This window comes from Ralstonia sp. 24A2, from assembly GCF_051783885.1.
In the GTDB taxonomy this organism is placed as follows: domain Bacteria; phylum Pseudomonadota; class Gammaproteobacteria; order Burkholderiales; family Burkholderiaceae; genus Ralstonia.
In genome coordinates this window covers 2,475,544-2,492,050 of record NZ_JBPVZD010000002.1, presented here as the reverse complement: position 1 = coordinate 2,492,050, position 16,507 = coordinate 2,475,544, and the positions used below count along the sequence as shown (strand labels likewise).

At 63.0% G+C, this 16,507-nt stretch carries 14 protein-coding genes and 1 tRNA gene; 13 read left to right on the top strand and 2 right to left on the bottom strand.

Features of this window, described 5'->3' with window-relative positions:
• Positions 1–33 precede the first annotated feature (33 nt).
• Together ACS13N_RS16475 and ACS13N_RS16470 are read left to right on the top strand one after the other, a co-directional pair.
• A complete protein-coding gene (locus tag ACS13N_RS16475) occupies positions 34–3,153 on the top strand; it encodes an efflux RND transporter permease subunit (protein ID WP_438932630.1) in 3,120 nt (1,039 codons plus the stop codon).
• A 164-nt stretch (positions 3,154–3,317) separates the two neighbouring features.
• Positions 3,318–3,404 (top strand) — tRNA-Leu (locus tag ACS13N_RS16470).
• A gap of 36 nt (positions 3,405–3,440) precedes the next feature.
• Here the strand turns inward: ACS13N_RS16470 and ACS13N_RS16465 are convergent.
• Positions 3,441–4,760, bottom strand: coding sequence for an MFS transporter (locus tag ACS13N_RS16465; protein ID WP_438932629.1), 1,320 nt, complete (start codon positions 4,758–4,760; stop codon positions 3,441–3,443).
• A gap of 147 nt (positions 4,761–4,907) precedes the next feature.
• On the opposite strand from ACS13N_RS16465, the gene cyoA reads away from it, so the two are divergent.
• The 6 genes from cyoA to ACS13N_RS16435 all read left to right on the top strand — a co-directional run bounded on the left by cyoA (position 4,908) and on the right by ACS13N_RS16435 (position 10,075).
• Complete coding sequence (cyoA, locus tag ACS13N_RS16460) at positions 4,908–5,966, top strand: ubiquinol oxidase subunit II (protein ID WP_438932628.1); 1,059 nt, start codon at positions 4,908–4,910, stop codon at positions 5,964–5,966.
• An 80-nt stretch (positions 5,967–6,046) separates the two neighbouring features.
• A complete protein-coding gene (gene cyoB, locus ACS13N_RS16455) occupies positions 6,047–8,050 on the top strand; it encodes a cytochrome o ubiquinol oxidase subunit I (protein WP_438932627.1) in 2,004 nt (667 codons plus the stop codon).
• The gene (cyoC, locus tag ACS13N_RS16450; protein WP_438932626.1) at positions 8,043–8,699 is read left to right on the top strand and encodes a cytochrome o ubiquinol oxidase subunit III; all 657 of its coding nucleotides are present in this window, start codon (positions 8,043–8,045) and stop codon (positions 8,697–8,699) included. Before cyoB ends, cyoC begins: the two co-directional genes overlap by 8 nt.
• Entirely contained in the window at positions 8,696–9,130 is a 435-nt protein-coding gene (gene cyoD, locus ACS13N_RS16445; RefSeq protein ID WP_438932625.1) for a cytochrome o ubiquinol oxidase subunit IV, read from the top strand. Before cyoC ends, cyoD begins: the two co-directional genes overlap by 4 nt.
• 93 nt (positions 9,131–9,223) lie before the next feature.
• Positions 9,224–9,649 carry a GNAT family N-acetyltransferase gene (locus ACS13N_RS16440; RefSeq protein ID WP_438932624.1) on the top strand — a complete coding sequence of 142 codons (426 nt, stop codon included), beginning with the start codon at positions 9,224–9,226 and terminating at the stop codon, positions 9,647–9,649.
• A 90-nt stretch (positions 9,650–9,739) separates the two neighbouring features.
• Positions 9,740–10,075: a hypothetical protein gene (locus ACS13N_RS16435; RefSeq protein WP_438932623.1), complete on the top strand. Its 336-nt coding sequence runs from the start codon at positions 9,740–9,742 to the stop codon at positions 10,073–10,075.
• A gap of 4 nt (positions 10,076–10,079) precedes the next feature.
• Here the strand turns inward: ACS13N_RS16435 and ACS13N_RS16430 are convergent, their stop codons facing one another.
• Positions 10,080–10,976: a LysR family transcriptional regulator gene (locus tag ACS13N_RS16430; RefSeq protein WP_438932622.1), complete on the bottom strand. Its 897-nt coding sequence runs from the start codon at positions 10,974–10,976 to the stop codon at positions 10,080–10,082.
• A gap of 117 nt (positions 10,977–11,093) precedes the next feature.
• On the opposite strand from ACS13N_RS16430, the gene ACS13N_RS16425 reads away from it, so the two are divergent.
• From ACS13N_RS16425 to ACS13N_RS16405, 5 genes are all read left to right on the top strand, one after another.
• Positions 11,094–12,857 (top strand): acyl-CoA dehydrogenase family protein, encoded by a 1,764-nt coding sequence (locus ACS13N_RS16425; RefSeq protein WP_438932621.1) that lies wholly within the window; start codon positions 11,094–11,096, stop codon positions 12,855–12,857.
• A complete protein-coding gene (locus ACS13N_RS16420; protein ID WP_438932620.1) occupies positions 12,854–14,041 on the top strand; it encodes a CaiB/BaiF CoA transferase family protein in 1,188 nt (395 codons plus the stop codon). The genes ACS13N_RS16425 and ACS13N_RS16420 overlap by 4 nt, the downstream gene beginning before the upstream one ends.
• An 80-nt stretch (positions 14,042–14,121) precedes the next feature.
• The gene (locus ACS13N_RS16415; RefSeq protein ID WP_438932619.1) at positions 14,122–15,507 is read left to right on the top strand and encodes an MFS transporter; all 1,386 of its coding nucleotides are present in this window, start codon (positions 14,122–14,124) and stop codon (positions 15,505–15,507) included.
• Between the two features lie 105 nt (positions 15,508–15,612).
• On the top strand, positions 15,613–15,807 hold the full coding sequence (locus ACS13N_RS16410; protein WP_438932618.1) for a hypothetical protein: 195 nt from the start codon (positions 15,613–15,615) through the stop codon (positions 15,805–15,807).
• 159 nt (positions 15,808–15,966) lie between these two features.
• Positions 15,967–16,485: a sigma-70 family RNA polymerase sigma factor gene (locus ACS13N_RS16405; RefSeq protein WP_438932617.1), complete on the top strand. Its 519-nt coding sequence runs from the start codon at positions 15,967–15,969 to the stop codon at positions 16,483–16,485.
• Positions 16,486–16,507: the final 22 nt, after the last annotated feature.

The window sequence follows — 16,507 nt, the reverse complement described above, 5'->3', positions numbered from 1 at the left end:
GGCTTCCGCCCCAACACGCCAACCTTCGCGCGCATGGAACACTCCCGTTTCAACCTGTCACGCTGGGCGCTCGAACATCAGCCGCTCACGCGCTTCTTGCTGGTGGCGCTGTTGCTCGGCGGCATCTTTGCGTATTCCAAGCTGGGGCAGGATGAAGATCCGCCCTTCACCTTCCGTGCGATGGTGGTGCAGGCTTTCTGGCCCGGCGCCACAGCCGAGCAGATGTCGCGTCAGGTGACCGACAAGATCGAGAAGGCGCTGCAGGAAGTGCCGTACGCCTGGAAGATCCGCAGCTACTCCAAGCCGGGAGAGACGCTGGTCACCTTCCAGTTGGCCGACACGTCGCCCTCAAAGGACACGAAGCAGCTCTGGTACACAGTGCGCAAGAAGGTGGGGGACATCGCGCCAACGTTGCCGCAGGGCGTGCGCGGGCCGTTCTTCAATGATGATTTTGGCGATGTGTACGGCTCGATCTATGCGCTGTCGGCCGATGGCTTCACCTATCGCCAGCTCAACGACTACGCAGATTCCATCCGGCAACAGTTGCTGCGCGTGCCCAACGTCGCCAAGGTCGAATTGCTGGGCGATCAGGACGAGAAGATCTACATCGAGTTCCAGCAGGCCAAGCTGGCGCAGATGGGGCTGGACATCAACAGCATCGCGACGCAGATCGGCCAGCAGAACAACATCGGCCCCAGCGGTGTGCTGGTGACGCCCACCGACAACGTGCAGATCCGCCTGTCGGGGCAGTTCTCGGACATCCGCGATCTGGAGAACCTGACGCTGCGCGGCCCTGGCGGCACGACCAACATCCGCCTGGGCGACATTGCCGCCGTCAAGCACGGCTACATCGACCCGCCGCACGCCAAGATGCGCTACAACGGCCGCGAGGTCATCGGCCTGGGCATCTCGATGACCAAGGGCGGCGACATCATCCAGCTCGGCAAGGACCTGCGCGCGACGGTCGATCGGATCCACGCCAAGCTGCCGATGGGCATCGAGATGGAGCAGGTGCAGAACCAGCCGAAGTCGGTGCAGAACTCGGTGGGCGAGTTCGTGCACGTGCTGATCGAGGCCGTGGTGATTGTGCTGGCGGTGAGCTTTCTGTCGCTGGGCCTGCATACGAAGCCCAAGCTGCGCATTGATGTGTGGCCCGGTCTGGTGGTGGGCCTGACGATCCCGCTGGTGCTGGCGGTGACGTTCCTGTTCATGAACATCTTCGACATCGGCCTGCACAAGATTTCATTGGGCGCGCTGATCATCGCGCTGGGCCTGCTGGTGGACGACGCGATCATCGCGGTCGAAATGATGGTGCGCAAGCTGGAAGAGGGCTTCTCCAAGATGGAAGCCGCCACCTTTGCGTACAGCTCCACCGCCATGCCGATGCTGACCGGCACGCTCATCACCGCCACAGGCTTCTTGCCGGTGGGGCTGGCGCGCTCGACGGTGGGCGAATACACGTTCGGTATTTTTGCGGTGACGGCGCTGGCGCTGGTGCTCTCGTGGTTTGCGGCCGTGGTGTTTGTGCCGTATCTCGGTTTCCTGCTATTGCGTACCAAGTCGCATGTGGGTGACGGCGGTCATCACGAGCTGTTCGACACGCCGTTCTACAACCGCTTCCGCGGCTGGGTGAACTGGTGTGTGGAATACCGCAAGACGGTGATCGTCATCACGTTGGTGGCGTTCGGGCTGGGGGTGTTCGGCTTCAAGTATGTGGAGAAGCAGTTCTTCCCGGATTCCAGCCGCCCCGAGCTGATGGTAGAGCTGTGGCTGCCGGAAGGCTCCAGCTTCAGCCAGACCGAAGCCGAGGCCAAGCGCTTTGAAGCGCTGATGCGCAAGGAGCAGAACGTCGACAGCGTGACGCTGTTCATCGGCTCCGGCGCGCCGCGTTTCTACCTGCCGCTGGACCAGATCCTGCCGCAGACCAACGTCGCCCAGGCCATTGTCATGCCGACCTCGCTGGAGGCGCGCGAAGGCGTGCGTCAGCACGTCATCGGTTTGCTCAAGTCGCAATTCCCGCATCTACGTGGCCGCGTGAAGCTGCTACCGAACGGGCCACCGGTGCCGTATCCGGTGCAGTTCCGCGTGATGGGGCCGGACATTGGCGGCGTGCGCAAGATCGCCGACCAGGTCAAGGCGATCATGACTGCCAACCCGAACACCGTGGGCGTGAACGACAACTGGAACGAGAACGTCAAGGTGCTACGCCTGGACATCGACCAGGACAAGGCGCGCGCGCTGGGCGTGTCGACGGGCTCGATCTCGCAGGTCACGCAAACGGTGATGTCCGGTGCGCCCATCGCTCAGTACCGTGACGGCGACAAGCTGCTCGATATCGTCATGCGCCCGCAGGAAGACGAGCGCAACACGCTCGACGCACTGCAGCGTGTGCAGGTACCGACCGCCAGCGGCCGCACCGTGCCGCTCACGCAGGTGGCGCGCGTGGGCTTTGCGTGGGAGCCGGGCGTGATCTGGCGCGAGAACCGCGACTACGGCATCACCGTGCAGTCCGACGTGGTGGACGGCGTACAGGGCCCGACGGTGACGGCGCAGATCAACCCGCTGCTCGACAAGATCCGCGCGGATCTGCCGCCGGATTATCAGATCAAGATTGCCGGCGCGGAGGAGGAGAGTGCCAACGCAGGTGCATCGATTGCCGCGCAGATGCCGCTATGCATCTTCATCATCTTCTTGTTGCTGATGCTTCAGCTGCACAGCTTCTCGCGCTCGGTGATGGTGTTCCTGACCGGCCCGCTCGGGTTGATCGGTGCCGCGGCGACGTTGTTGCTGCTGCGCGCGCCGATGGGCTTCGTGGCGCAGCTCGGCATCACGGCGCTGATCGGGATGATCATCCGCAACTCGGTCATTCTGGTGGACCAGATCGAGCAGGATGTGGCGGCGGGTGTGCCGACCTGGACGGCCATCGTCGAGGCGGCCGTGCGGCGCTTCCGTCCCATCATCCTGACGGCTGCCGCAGCGGTATTGGCAATGATTCCGTTGTCGCGCAGCGTGTTCTGGGGCCCGATGGCCGCGGCCATCATGGGCGGCCTGATTATCGCCACGGTGCTGACGCTGCTGTTCCTGCCGGCGCTGTATGCGGCGTGGTTCCGTGTCAGGCGGCCGGAATCCCAGGCAATGGCGCCGACGGTCTAACGATCACATCCGGCGTAGCGACCCTCGCCGAAGTGGTGCGAGGGAGGGGACTCGAACCCCTACACCACATCGGGTGGCGAAGGGGATGGAAACCCCCGAACGACTGCGATATAATCGCGGGCTTCCTTTCCGGCGCCCCTTCAGTGGGCGGCGTGCTCCATCCAGCGAGGGTGGCGAAATTGGTAGACGCACCAGGTTTAGGTCCTGACGCCAGCAATGGTGTAGGGGTTCGAGTCCCCTCCCTCGCACCACTTACCTCGTTCCGAGGTTTTCTCCAGCGAAAGCGCTCACGCGTCGGGCGTCCCCAGCGCCTGGTTGATCCGTAGCGCCACCAGCGTACTCACCACGCCTGACAGCAGATACACGCTGACGGCCCCGAGCCCGAACAACGACGACAGGCCCAGTGCCACCAGCGGCGCGAATGCCGCGCCAAACAGCCAGCCGAAGTCAGTGGTCAGGGCGGCGCCGGTGTAGCGGAATCGGCTTTCGAAGTTCGATGTCACCACGCCGGCTGCCTGGCCGTACGACAGCCCCAGCAGACCGAAGCCGACGAGGATGAAGATGTCCTGCCCCACGGCACCGCCGTCGAGCAGCCACGGCGCGGCCAGGCTGAAGATGCCGATCAGCACTGCCATCACCGCCAACGTGGTACGCCGGCCGATGCGGTCTGCAATCAAGCCCGAAACCAGAGTGCTCACGAACGCGATCACGGCGCCGATGATCTGGACGGTCAGCACTGCGGACACACTCTGCGTCTTGCGCAGCGACACCCATGACAGCGGGAACACCGTGACCAGGTGGAACAGCGCGTAGCTGGCCAGTGCCGCAAAGGCTCCCAGGAAGATGTTGAAACCCTGCGCGTTGACCATCTGCAGCGTACTGATCGGTTCCAGCTCGCCTTCTTCCAGCAGTTGCGTGTACTCGTGCGTGACGACCAGCCGCAGCCGTGCAAACAGCGCCACCACGTTGATGGCAAAGGCGACGTAGAACGGATAGCGCCAGCCCCAGTCGATGAACTCCTGGAATGTCAGGCTGGAGTAGAGGAACAGGAACAACGCGCCCGCAATGATGAAGCCGGTGGGCGCGCCGAGTTGCCCCAGCATGGCGTACCAGCCGCGCTTGTTCTCGGGCGCGTTCAATGCCAGCAGCGACGGCAGGCCATCCCAGGAGCCGCCAAACGCGATGCCCTGCATGAAGCGGAATAGCGCCAACAGATAAATCGCCGAATGGCCAATCGACGTGTACGGCGGCAAAAACGCAATGCCCACCGTGGCCGTGCCCAGCAGAAACAGCGAGGCGGTCAGCTTGGTGCTGCGTCCCCATCGACGCTGGATGCGCATGAACAGCGCCGTTCCGAATGGGCGCCCGATAAAGGCGAAGGAAAAGACCGTGAAGCTGAACAGCAGCCCGGCCAGTTCGCCTGCAAACGGAAAGTAGACCCTAGGGAAAACGAGTACCGACGCGATGCCGTAGACGAAGAAGTCGAAGTACTCTGACGCGCGCCCGATCACCACGCCTGTGGCGATCTCCGCGGGTGCCACTTCATGATGCCCTGGCGCGGGCGGTGCAGTTGGCGACGCGCGATGCTGATGGGTCAGGCTGGCCATCGTGGAGTCTCCGTCGAGAGCAGGAGGAATGTCGTACAGCACTTAAAGTCCGGCAATGACCAGAATAGGCGCCTAAACTGCAACGGCAAATCGAAAGTTCGCTGGGCCGTCCCAGCGCGACGTTAATCAGACGCCACTTCCGAGACCATGCCACGCTTCGATACAGCGGTGACGCCCCTTAAAGTAACGGGAAAGTCGCTTTTGAGAAGTGCCGCAATCACCGCCTTGGTGAGTCTTGCGGGATGCAGCAACGCAGTGCTGTTGTCGCCGGCCGGCGACATGGCAGTGCGACAGCGGGACCTGATCATCATTGCAACCTGCCTGATGCTGTTGATCATCGTGCCCGTGATCTTTCTCACGCTGCTGTTTGCGTGGCGATATCGGGAAAGCGCCAAGAACGCTCCCTACAACCCGGAGTGGGACCATTCCACGGTGCTGGAATTGGCAATCTGGGCTGCGCCGCTGTTGATCATCATCACGCTGGGCGCCGTGACCTGGGTCAGCACGCATCAACTCGATCCGTACCGGCCGCTCACACGGCTGGATGAAAGCCGCCCCGTTGCTGCTGATACCAAACCGCTCATCGTTGAAGTGGTGGCGCTGGATTGGAAGTGGCTGTTCCTCTATCCCGAGCAAGGCATCGCGACCGTCAACGAACTGGCGGCGCCGGTGGATCGTCCGATCGCGTTCCGGATCACAGCCACCTCGGTCATGAATGCGTTTTTCGTGCCCTCGCTGGCGGGGATGGTTTACGCGATGCCGGGCATGGAAACCAAGCTGCATGCAGTCATCAACCAGCCCGGCGTGTATGACGGGTTCTCGTCGAACTACAGCGGTGCAGGCTTCTCGCACATGCGGTTCAAGTTCCACGGCTTGTCCAACGAAGATTTCGACCGCTGGGTCCAGCAGGTCAAGTCTTCAGGCACGCCGCTGTCGAAGGACACCTACCTGACGCTGGCCAAACCCAGCGAAAGCGAACCGGTGCAACGCTACGCCAGCGTGGCACCGAACCTCTACGACCTGATTCTGAATCGCTGCGTGGATGGCCAGGGGTGCCGGGGGAGCACCATGGCGCGTAACCGCAATGACAACGCGGGCCGGTTTGATCCGACGGCGGAAATCTGCACTGCGAGTAATACGGCAGATGCCATGCCAATCTTTGCACCGGATGTCGCCTTGAACGACAACCGACGGCTGTTGCAGTAGCGCACGACCCTGCGCCCCTTTGACGTTTTCCGCCAATCTTGATCGGCCACCATTGATCAACACAGGCCCAGGTGACAACCATGCCCGAGCGCTCCGAACTCGCCAACATGATCTTTGGCCGTCTGTCTTGGGAGGCCATTCCGTATCACGAGCCGATCTTGCTCGCCACCTTCGCAGCCGTCGCCATTGGCGGCCTTGTGGTGGTGGGGGCGCTGACGTACTTCCGCGTCTGGGGCTACCTGTGGCGTGAGTGGTTCACCAGCATCGACCACAAGAAGATCGGCATCATGTATATCGTGCTGGGCATCGTGATGCTGCTGCGCGGCTTTGCGGATGCCGTGATGATGCGGATGCAGCAGGCGGTGGCGTTTGGCGACAACGCGGGCTTCCTGCCGCCGCATCACTATGACCAGATCTTCACCGCGCACGGCGTGATCATGATCTTCTTCGTCGCCATGCCGCTGGTCACCGGCCTGATGAATTTCGTCATGCCGCTGCAGATCGGCGCACGTGACGTGGCGTTTCCGTTCCTCAATAACTTCAGTTTCTGGATGACCACGGGTGGCGCCATCCTGGTGATGATGTCGTTGTTCGTGGGCGAATTCGCGCGTACCGGCTGGCTGGCGTACCCGCCGTTGTCGGGCATCCTCGCGAGCCCCGATGTCGGGGTCGACTACTACATCTGGGCACTGCAGGTGGCCGGGGTCGGTACGGTGTTATCTGGCATCAACCTGCTGGTGACCATCGTCAAGATGCGCGCGCCGGGTATGACGCTGATGCGCATGCCGATCTTCACGTGGACGGCGCTGTGCACCAACGCACTGATTGTCGCCGCCTTTCCGGTGCTGACGGCTGCGCTCACGCTGCTGGCCCTGGATCGCTATGCCGGCACCAATTTCTTCACGGTCGACCAGGGCGGCAGCGCGATGATGTATGTGAACCTGATCTGGATCTGGGGCCACCCCGAGGTCTACATCTTGGTACTGCCGGTGTTCGGTGTCTTCTCGGAAGTGGTGGCCACGTTCTCGCGCAAGCGCCTGTTCGGCTATGCGTCGATGGTCTATGCGACGGTCGTGATCACGGTGCTGTCGTATCTGGTCTGGCTGCACCACTTCTTCACGATGGGGTCGGGCGCCAGCGTCAACTCGTTCTTCGGGATCACGACGATGATCATCTCGATCCCGACCGGCGCGAAGATCTTCAACTGGCTGTTCACGATGTACCACGGCAAGATTCGCTTCGAGCCGCCGATGCTGTGGACGGTCGGATTCATGGTCACGTTTGCCATTGGCGGCATGACCGGCGTGCTGCTGGCGGTGCCGCCGGCGGACTTCTCACTGCACAACAGCCTGTTCCTGATCGCTCACTTCCACAACGTGATCATTGGCGGCGTGCTGTTCGGCCTCATGGCGGGCATTTCGTACTGGTTTCCCAAGGCGTTCGGTTACCGGTTGGTGTCGTCGTGGGGCAAGGCATCGTTCTGGTTCTGGTTCATCGGCTTCTACTTCGCGTTCATGCCGCTGTACTGGCTGGGCATGCGTGGCGTGACCCGCCGCATGAGCCATTTCGACGATCCGTCCTTGCAGATATGGTTCCAGCTCGCTGCCTTTGGTGCGCTGCTGATCGCCATCGGCATTGCGTGCTTCCTGATCCAGCTCGTGGTCAGTTTCATGCGCCGTGAGGAGTTGCGCGACACGACCGGCGACCCGTGGAACGGCCGCACGCTGGAGTGGTCGACCTCGTCACCGCCGCCGCAGTACAACTTTGCGTTCACGCCGCTCGTGCATGACTCCGACGCCTGGTGGCAGATGAAGCAATATGGCTATCAACGCCCGCAGGAAGGCTTCATCCCGATCCACATGCCGAAGGGCACGGCTGCGGGCATCTTGTTGGCAGGCCTGTCCACGCTGTGCGGCTTTGCGCTGATCTGGCACATCTGGTGGTTGGCCGCCGCGTCGTTCGCGGCCACGATCCTCTCGGCAATCATCCACACCTTCAACTACAAGCGCGACTACTACATCCCGGCGGAAGATGTGGTCCGGACCGAAGCATCACGCACCCAACTGATGGCAAGTCATGGCTGATACGACCGTCCCCCTGCATGCGAGCAGCACTGCCAACGCGGATGGCATCCCGCCGGGTGGCTACCAGTTCCACCTGACGGAAGAGCATCACGTGCCCAACGGCACGCTGCTTGGGTTTTGGATCTATCTGATGAGCGACTGCCTGATCTTCGCGTGCCTGTTCGCCGCCTATGGCGTACTGGGCCGCGAGTACGCGGGCGGGCCCACCGGGGCAGAGCTGTTCGAGCTGCCGCTGGTGGCGCTGAACACGTCATTCCTGCTGCTGTCTTCCATCACGTACGGCTTTGCGATGCTGCAGATGCAGCAGAACAAGATCGCACCCATGCAGATCTGGCTGGCCATCACGTGGCTGTTCGGCGCGGGGTTCCTTGCTGTGGAGCTCTATGAGTTCGCACACCTGATACACGAGGGTGCAGGGCCGCAGCGCAGCGCGTTCCTGACGTCGTTCTTCTCGCTGGTGGGCACGCACGGGCTGCACGTGACGTTCGGCCTGATCTGGCTGATCGTGCTGATGCTGCAGGTGTCGCAGCACGGGCTGATCACCGCCAACAAGCGTCGGCTGATGTGCCTGTCGATGTTCTGGCACTTTCTGGACGTCGTCTGGATCGGCGTCTTTACCTTCGTCTACCTGATGGGAACGCTGCCATGAGCGCGCACGACCAAACGATGAGCGGACACGGCGATGGCCACAGCCACCACCATGATCACCACGAGGAAGAGGTCGGCCCGCACGCCACACTGGGCGGCTACCTGACGGGGTTCGTGTTGTCCGTCTTCCTGACGGCGATTCCGTTCTGGCTGGTGATGGGCAACGTGTTCGACAAGTCGTCGACCACGGCCGTGGCGATCCTGCTGATCGGCGCGGTGCAGATCGTGGTGCACATGATTTACTTCCTGCACATGAATGCGAAGTCCGAGGGCGGCTGGAACATGCTGTCGCTGATGTTCACGCTGGTGCTGGTGGTCATTACGCTCAGCGGTTCGCTCTGGGTGATGTACCACTTGAACAGCAACATGATGCCGCATATGCGGCCCATGCTAGGGTCGGGCAGTGCGATCCTGCCGCCGCGGACACAGTAAGTCGGGCGGCGTGTCACGGCTTTGTCGTTGACGCCGGTAGGTGTGCCAAATACTGTGTGCGCATACAGTATTTGCGACCAACCGGAAGGCTGCATGCGAACCCCAGACATCTTCGTTACCGACCAAGCCAGCGATCACGACATCAAGGTCATCGGCGACGGCCTGAACCGTTTCAACGATGCCCACGTCGGCTATGGCGACCGGCAGCCGCTGGCCGTGCTCGTCCGCGATCCGCAGAGCGGCGAAATCGTTGGCGGCGCAAGTGGGCGCACGTCGCTGGGCCTGCTGTTTCTTGACTTGTTCCACTTGCCCGATACGTTGCGCGGCAAGGGCATTGGCACAGAGGTGCTGCGCAAGTTTGAAGAAGAAGGGCGCCGCCGTGGCTGCCGTTCTGCAGTGGTGTACACGATCAGCTTCCAGGCACCGGCGTTCTACGAGCGCAATGGCTGGGTGAGGTTTGGAGACGTGCCATGCGATCCACCCGGTACGAGCAGGGTGTTCCTGAGTAAAGCGCTGTGATGTCGTCGCGCGCGTTGGGCATTTGCCTAGGTGAGAAACTCCAGCACAATGCGTCTCGCACACATCGCCCAACCACGAAGGGACTCATTCATGCACAAGGCATTCGCAGCGCTCACGCTTGCGCTCGCATCTGGCGCCGTCCACGCCGCAGACGTCACCGTTCGCACTGAAAACTATCCGCGCCCGCCGTACTCCGGCGCCACGTACTACATCTACGAGCGCGATGGGCAGACCATCTGTACCAAGCTCCAGGTCTGCAACAAGTACGATCAGTGCGACACGAAATACGTGAAGGGCAGCTACAAGGATGAGGAGGATGTGCAGACCGGCGAGCCGTATGGCAAGACCGATGCCGTGGTGATCGGCAAGGAAAAGCTCGCCAAGCACGTGTGTCTGACCAAGTTCAAGCTGACCAGCCAACCCTGAGCGTTCAGGGGCTCACGTTCTCACGCGCGGCGGCTTCGAGGTATTCCAGAAAGCGGCTTGCTACCGGCTCTGCATCGCCTGTGCGTCGCAATGACAGCACGGGCGATTCTTTTTTCCCGCCGGCCAGCGGCACAAAGCTGACACGGGCATCACCGGCGTGTTGCAGCGTCTTGGGCACGAGTGCCACGCCCATGCCGAACCCCACCATCGTCACCACGGTCTGCCACAGCCGCGTCTCGTGGCGAATCACCGGACTGAAGCCGGCATCGACGCACAACGCGATGATCAGGTCGTGATAGTGCGGCGATACCGTACGCGGAAAGAGGATGAATGGCTCCTGTGCCAGCGCATCCAGTTCGAGGCTCTTGCGGCGGGCCAGTGCGTGGCCCGCGGGCAGACAGGCGACGAAGGGCTCGGAGAAGATCGGCGTGGAAGTGACATCGGCGGGAAAGGTGCCCCAGTACGCGCAGCCCAGGTCGATCTGCTGGCGCTGGAGGGCCTGGACCTGCTCGCCGGTGTTCATCTCGCGCAGGATGATCTCCACCGCTGGGTGATCGGCCTCAAAACGTTCCACCGCACGGGGCAGACCGCGATACAGCATCGAATTGACGAAGCCCACGCGCAGCCGCCCGGCCAACCCGTGCGCGGAGCGCTGCGTGATGCGCTCCACCTCCGCTGCTTGCTGCAACAGCTTGCGGGCCTCATCCAGCAACACCTGGCCGGCGTTGGTGAGCGCCACACTCTTGTTGGTGCGCGCGAGCAGCTGCACGCCCAACTGTTCTTCGAACTTGCGGATGTCGAAGCTCAAGGCCGGCTGCGAGATGAACAGCCGCTGCGCGGCGCGCCCGAAATGCAGTTCTTCCGCCACGGCAACGAAATAGCGCAACTGCTTGAGGTCCATGGCGGGCTCATTCAACGATAAGAGTTATTTATCGTACAGGACAAATCCTGTATTGGACGATTATCGATAGCGTTCCTATGCTGGCCGAACAAAACAGGAGACAGCGAGGCCACCCGCATGAACGACATCGCCCGCGAGCCGCTTACCACCCAATCCGGCGGCCACGAGAACATTCCCGACAGCCGGGGCATCAATTTCTTCCACGTCGACCCGGATCTTGGGCGCCTGCTGCGGTTGTACCTGGGCGATGCGCAATACCGCGAGCTGGAACCGCAACTCAAGTCGCTCGGCCTGCGCGCTTCAGATGAACTGGACGCCTGGGCCATCAACGCCGATCACAACCCCCCGCAACTGCGCCATCGCACCCGCCGTGGCGAGGCCTTGCAGAGCATCGACAAGCACCCCGACTACGTTGCGCTGGAACGTGTGGCCTATGCCGAACTGGGCCTTGCATCGATGAGCCACGTTGGCAACGCGCCGCCGCCGCTGGTCAAATACGCGCTCACGTATCTGTTCGTCCAGGCTGAATTCGGCCTGTGCTGCCCCGTCAGCATGACGGATTCGCTCACGCGCACGCTGCGCAAGTTCGGCGATCCGGGGTTGGTGGCGCGCTATCTGCCGATGCTCGCTTCGCGTGACTTTGACGTGCTGTACCAGGGCGCGATGTTCATGACCGAGCAGGCCGCCGGTTCGGATGTCGCCTGCATCGCCACGCGCGCTGTGCTGGAAACCGCGCCCGACGGCACACAAACGTGGCGCCTATACGGCGACAAGTGGTTCTGCTCCAACGCCGATGCCGACCTCGCCATGGTGCTGGCTCGCCCCGACGGTGCGAAACCCGGCATCAACGGGCTGGCGCTGTTCCTGCTGCCCAAGACGCTGCGCGACGGCACACGCAACAATTACAGGATCATCCGCCTGAAGGACAAGCTCGGCACCCGCTCCATGGCCAGCGGGGAGATCACCCTCGAAGGCGCCACCGCTTACCTGATCGGCGAGATCGGGCGTGGCTTCCACCAGATGGCCGACATGATCAACATGTCGCGCCTGTCGAACGGTGTGCGTGCCGCAGGCCTGATGCGCCGTGCCACCACCGAGGCGCTGCACATCGCGCGCAATCGCGAAGCCTTCGGCCGCAAGCTGATCGACATGCCGCTGATGCAGCGCCAGCTCCTGAAGATGCTGCTGCCGACGGAGCAGGCGCGCTCGATGTTCATGCAGATCGCGCAACTGTTGCCGCTGGCCGATGCCGGCGACGAACAGGCCGCGAAGTGCGTGCGCATCCTGACGCCGCTGATCAAGTTCCGCGCCTGCCGCGATGCGCGCCGCGTAACTGGCGATGCGATGGAAGTACGTGGCGGCACCGGCTACATCGAAGAATGGAGCGATGCGCGCCTCGTGCGCGATTCGCATCTCGGCTCGATTTGGGAAGGCACGAGCAACATCGTCGCACTCGACATTGCGCGCGCTGTGAAACGCGAAGGTGCACTGGAGCCGCTGCGAGCGTATCTGCTGGGGCTGCTCGACGGTGTCACGCTGCCGGCGCAGAGCGACATGCTACTGCGTGCCACGCTCGACCGCGTCTGCCGCACGATCGCCAAGGTGGCCGAAGAGGGCAGCGACCAGCTTGTGCGTCAGGCCGGCTCCGCGCTGTATCACATCACCACGGCGATCTTCATGGCGGTGGAAGGCGTGCGTCTGGCGCCGGAGCATCGGCGTCTGGCGCTTGCGCATCTGGTGCTGCGGCACAAGCTGCTGCCGGTCGATCCGCTGGCCTTGCCCAAGAACGATGATGCGCTGCTGTTCGATGCGCTCGTCAAGCAGCGCGAGGTTTCGTTCGCGCTGGCGATGCAAGCGCTGCCAGCAGGAAGCGAGCAATGAACGCGGTCAATGGCGCGTTGCATGGCCTGAAGGTGATCGACCTGAGCCGTGTGCTCGGCGGCCCGTACTGCACGCAGGCCCTGGCCGATCACGGCGCGCAGGTCATCAAGCTCGAACCGCCCGTCGGCGACGAGACCCGCACCTGGGGCCCGCCGTTTGATGAGAGCGACACCGCCTGGTACTTCAACGGCGTCAACCGCAACAAGCTCGGTATCTCGGTCGACCTGTCGTGCGATGAGGGCCGCGCCGTGCTCTGGCAATTGCTGGAGGACGCCGATGTGCTGGTCGAGAACTTCAAGCCCGGCACGCTGGCGCGTTGGGGCATGGACTTCGAGCGCGATCTGCAGCCGCGCCTTCCTCGGCTGATCCATTGCGCCGTCTCCGGTTTCGGTCCCGACGGCCCGTTGGGTGGGCTGCCCGGCTACGACGCCGCCATCCAGGCCATGGCCGGCCTGATGAGCGTCAACGGTGAGCGCGATGGCGGCCCGATGCGCGTCGGCCTGCCAATTGTCGATATGGTGACGGGGCTCAACGCGCTGGCCGGCATCCTGCTGGCGCTGGCGGAGCGCGAGAAGAGCGGGCGCGGGCAATCGATCGACATTGCGCTGTACGACTGTGGCGTGTCGCTGCTGCATCCGCATCTGCCCAACTACTTCGGCTCCGGCAAGGTGCCGCAGCGCAGTGGCAATGCGCACCCGAACATCACGCCGTACGACAGCTACCAGACCGGCACCACGCCGATCTTTCTGGCGGTGGGCAATGACCGCCAGTTCGCCAAGCTGTGCGCACACATCGGCGTGCCGGCGCTGGCGGAAGACGTGCGCTTTGCCGACAACCGCAGCCGCTGCGCGCATCGCTCGGAACTCAAGCAGGCGCTGGAGGCGCAACTGGCGCGCTTCGATTGCGAGACGCTCGCGCAAGACCTGATCCATGGCGGCGTGCCGTGCGGGCCGGTGCTCAGCGTCGACGTGGTGGCGCGCCATCCGCACACGCTGCACCGGCAGATGGTGGTCGAGCTGGGTGAGTACCGTGGCACGGGCTCGCCGATCAAGCTGTCGCGCACGCCGGCCACGTACCGCAACGCGCCGCCTGCACTCGGCGCCGATACCGCCGCCGTGCTGGCCTCGCTCGGCATCGACACGGAAACCCGGCAGCGCCTGTTCGAGGCTGGCGTTCTGAAATGAACTGAAGCGGATTCATCACAACAAGGCAGACGGCCCAGCAGAGGCCGCGCCAAACCGGCAGTACCACCAAGGAGACCATCATGTCCAACCTGCAGCCGCGCCGTGCCGCGGTCGCTGCCTTCATCGGCACCACCATCGAGTGGTACGACTTCTATATCTACGGCCTTGCCGCCGCGCTGGTCTTCGGCAAGGTGTTTTTCTCCAAGACGCTGGACCCGGGCATCGCGACGCTGCTGTCGTTCGTGACGCTGTGGGCCGGCTTTGCCGCGCGGCCCATCGGCGGGATCATCTTTGGCCACCTGGGCGACAAGATTGGCCGCAAGACCACGCTGATCATTACGCTTATCCTGATGGGCCTGGCGACGATGGGTATCGGCCTGCTGCCGAGTTATGCGCAGATCGGCATGTGGGCACCGGTGGGGCTGGTGGTGCTGCGCGTGATCCAGGGCGTGGCCGTGGGCGGCGAGTGGGGCGGTGCGGTGCTGATCGCCAGCGAGAGCGCCCCTAAGCGCAAGAGCATTCTGTACTCCGCGTTTGCACAGCAGGGTTCGCCCACGGGCAACCTGCTGGCGACGGTGGTGTTCTTTGCGCTGAGCGCATTGCCGACGCCGCAGTTCATGCTGTGGGGCTGGCGTGTGCCGTTTCTGCTGTCGGCGCTGCTGGTGATCGTGGGCATGGTCATCCGCCTGAAGCTGGAAGAGTCCGACGACATGAAGCGCGTGCTGGCACAGAAGAAGACCGTCAAGCTGCCACTCAAGGACGTGGTGCGTGACCACTGGGGCCTAGTGCTGCTGGGAGCGGGCACGCTGCCGCTTATCCACGTGACCTACCTGAAGAGCAACTTTGCGCTGGCGTGGGCCACGAAAGAACTCGGCTACGCGCAGGACACCTTCCTCGGCATCATCGCGATTGCGCTGGTGGTGCAGTTCATCACGCAGCCGTTGGGCGCGTGGCTGGTCTCGCGCATGGACATGCGCCGCGCGATCTGCCTGATGGTGTTGCCCGAGTTCCTGCTCATGCCGGTGATGTTCTTCGCCATTGAGACCAAGGTGTACTGGATCGCGCTGTTGGGCATGTGCCTGGCGACGATTCCGCATTCGATGTTCTATGGCGCCATTGGCGGCATTCTGGCGCGCGTGTTCCCGACGCGCATCCGTTATACGGGGCTGTCGCTGGCGTATCAGTTGTGTTCGCTGGTGGTGGGAGGGGGCACGCCGGTATTTGCACAGTGGGTGCTCAACAGCACCGGCAACATCATAGGCGTGGCTGCATCGTCGGCGCTGTATGCGCTGGTGTCGCTGGCCTGCACGCTGGTGCTGCTCAATCGCACGGGCTATCGCGCAGACGAACTGTCCACCGCCGAGCGTGCCGACGCGATGGATCTGGGGCAGGGTGACGCCGATGCGCGTATTGGTACCCCCGGCGCACCTGCTTCACCTGTCGGCAAACCTGTTGCCGCGGCCTGAACGCGGGCGCCTACGCGAAACGTGCGGTGGCGCGTCTGCCGCACGTTCCCTACGATGACAAGGCAAGCAGCACAAAGCAATGTGCAGACAACAGGGAAGCGCGCCATGTCCATCTTTGACGAGAACGAGCACCGCGAGGCCTTCTGGGAAACCGTGCGCCAGGCCATCGAGGCGCGCGAGCAGGCCGATGAAGCACGCCGCTCCGGCCGCATGACCGGGCTGGCGATCGGCCTGTCGCTGGCCGCCCTGGCTATTGCGCTGATGGCGTGGCGGCATCGTTCTACCGACGATGCGGCTTAAGAGCATCTTGTTGCTCGGCACCCATTCTTAGTGCTCCCTTTCGAATCCCCATTTGCGAACAGGGTTGCTCGACTCATACAATGAGAATGATTCTCATTTGTATGGGCGCAATGTGTACGTGGTTGCGTGCGCGCGTCCGGTCCATTTCCGGGAGCCCGCATGCCGGCCGTTCAGCCCAATCCGCTGCACGACATCGACGCGCTTTACGTGTGCCACAGCGATTGGCTGTTCGCCTGGCTGCGCAGGAAGCTCGCGTGTCCGGAAGAGGCGGCAGATGTGCTGCACGACACCTTCATGCGCGTACTGGCCGTGCCGGATGCGTTGAGCGAGGTGCGCGAGCCGCGTGCTTACCTGACCACCACCGCCAAGCATCTGATGATCGATCGTGCGCGCCGGCGGCGTATCGAGTGTGCCTGCCTGGATGAGCTGACGTTGCGATGTGAGCAGTTCGGTCATGCACCGTCACCGGAGCAGCGCATGGCACAGGCGCAGACGCTGCAGCACACGAGCACGATGCTGGAAACACTGTCGCCCAGCGCGCGCGAAGCCGTTCGCCTGCGCTACATCGAAGGGCAGTCCCATGCGTGCATTGCCGAGCAGCTTGGCAAATCAACGCGCATGGTGCGTAAGTATCTCGTGCTAGCGGTTGAGCGTTGCTCGACTTGCGCGAGGGCCTGATCGAAAAAAGTTCCAGATCGAG

What these genes read in the sequence shown, in the direction of transcription:
- ACS13N_RS16475 (WP_438932630.1), top strand. Translation starts at nt 34, where the DNA reads ATGGAACACTCCCGTTTCAACCTGTCACGCTGGGCGCTCGAACATCAG.
- ACS13N_RS16405 (WP_438932617.1), top strand. Translation starts at nt 15,967, where the DNA reads ATGCCGGCCGTTCAGCCCAATCCGCTGCACGACATCGACGCGCTTTAC.
- cyoA (WP_438932628.1), top strand. Translation starts at nt 4,908, where the DNA reads ATGCCACGCTTCGATACAGCGGTGACGCCCCTTAAAGTAACGGGAAAG.
- ACS13N_RS16410 (WP_438932618.1), top strand. Translation starts at nt 15,613, where the DNA reads ATGTCCATCTTTGACGAGAACGAGCACCGCGAGGCCTTCTGGGAAACC.
- ACS13N_RS16465 (WP_438932629.1), bottom strand. Translation starts at nt 4,760, where the DNA reads ATGGCCAGCCTGACCCATCAGCATCGCGCGTCGCCAACTGCACCGCCC.
- ACS13N_RS16430 (WP_438932622.1), bottom strand. Translation starts at nt 10,976, where the DNA reads ATGGACCTCAAGCAGTTGCGCTATTTCGTTGCCGTGGCGGAAGAACTG.
- ACS13N_RS16440 (WP_438932624.1), top strand. Translation starts at nt 9,224, where the DNA reads ATGCGAACCCCAGACATCTTCGTTACCGACCAAGCCAGCGATCACGAC.
- ACS13N_RS16415 (WP_438932619.1), top strand. Translation starts at nt 14,122, where the DNA reads ATGTCCAACCTGCAGCCGCGCCGTGCCGCGGTCGCTGCCTTCATCGGC.
- ACS13N_RS16420 (WP_438932620.1), top strand. Translation starts at nt 12,854, where the DNA reads ATGAACGCGGTCAATGGCGCGTTGCATGGCCTGAAGGTGATCGACCTG.
- ACS13N_RS16425 (WP_438932621.1), top strand. Translation starts at nt 11,094, where the DNA reads ATGAACGACATCGCCCGCGAGCCGCTTACCACCCAATCCGGCGGCCAC.
- cyoB (WP_438932627.1), top strand. Translation starts at nt 6,047, where the DNA reads ATGCCCGAGCGCTCCGAACTCGCCAACATGATCTTTGGCCGTCTGTCT.
- cyoC (WP_438932626.1), top strand. Translation starts at nt 8,043, where the DNA reads ATGGCTGATACGACCGTCCCCCTGCATGCGAGCAGCACTGCCAACGCG.
- ACS13N_RS16435 (WP_438932623.1), top strand. Translation starts at nt 9,740, where the DNA reads ATGCACAAGGCATTCGCAGCGCTCACGCTTGCGCTCGCATCTGGCGCC.
- cyoD (WP_438932625.1), top strand. Translation starts at nt 8,696, where the DNA reads ATGAGCGCGCACGACCAAACGATGAGCGGACACGGCGATGGCCACAGC.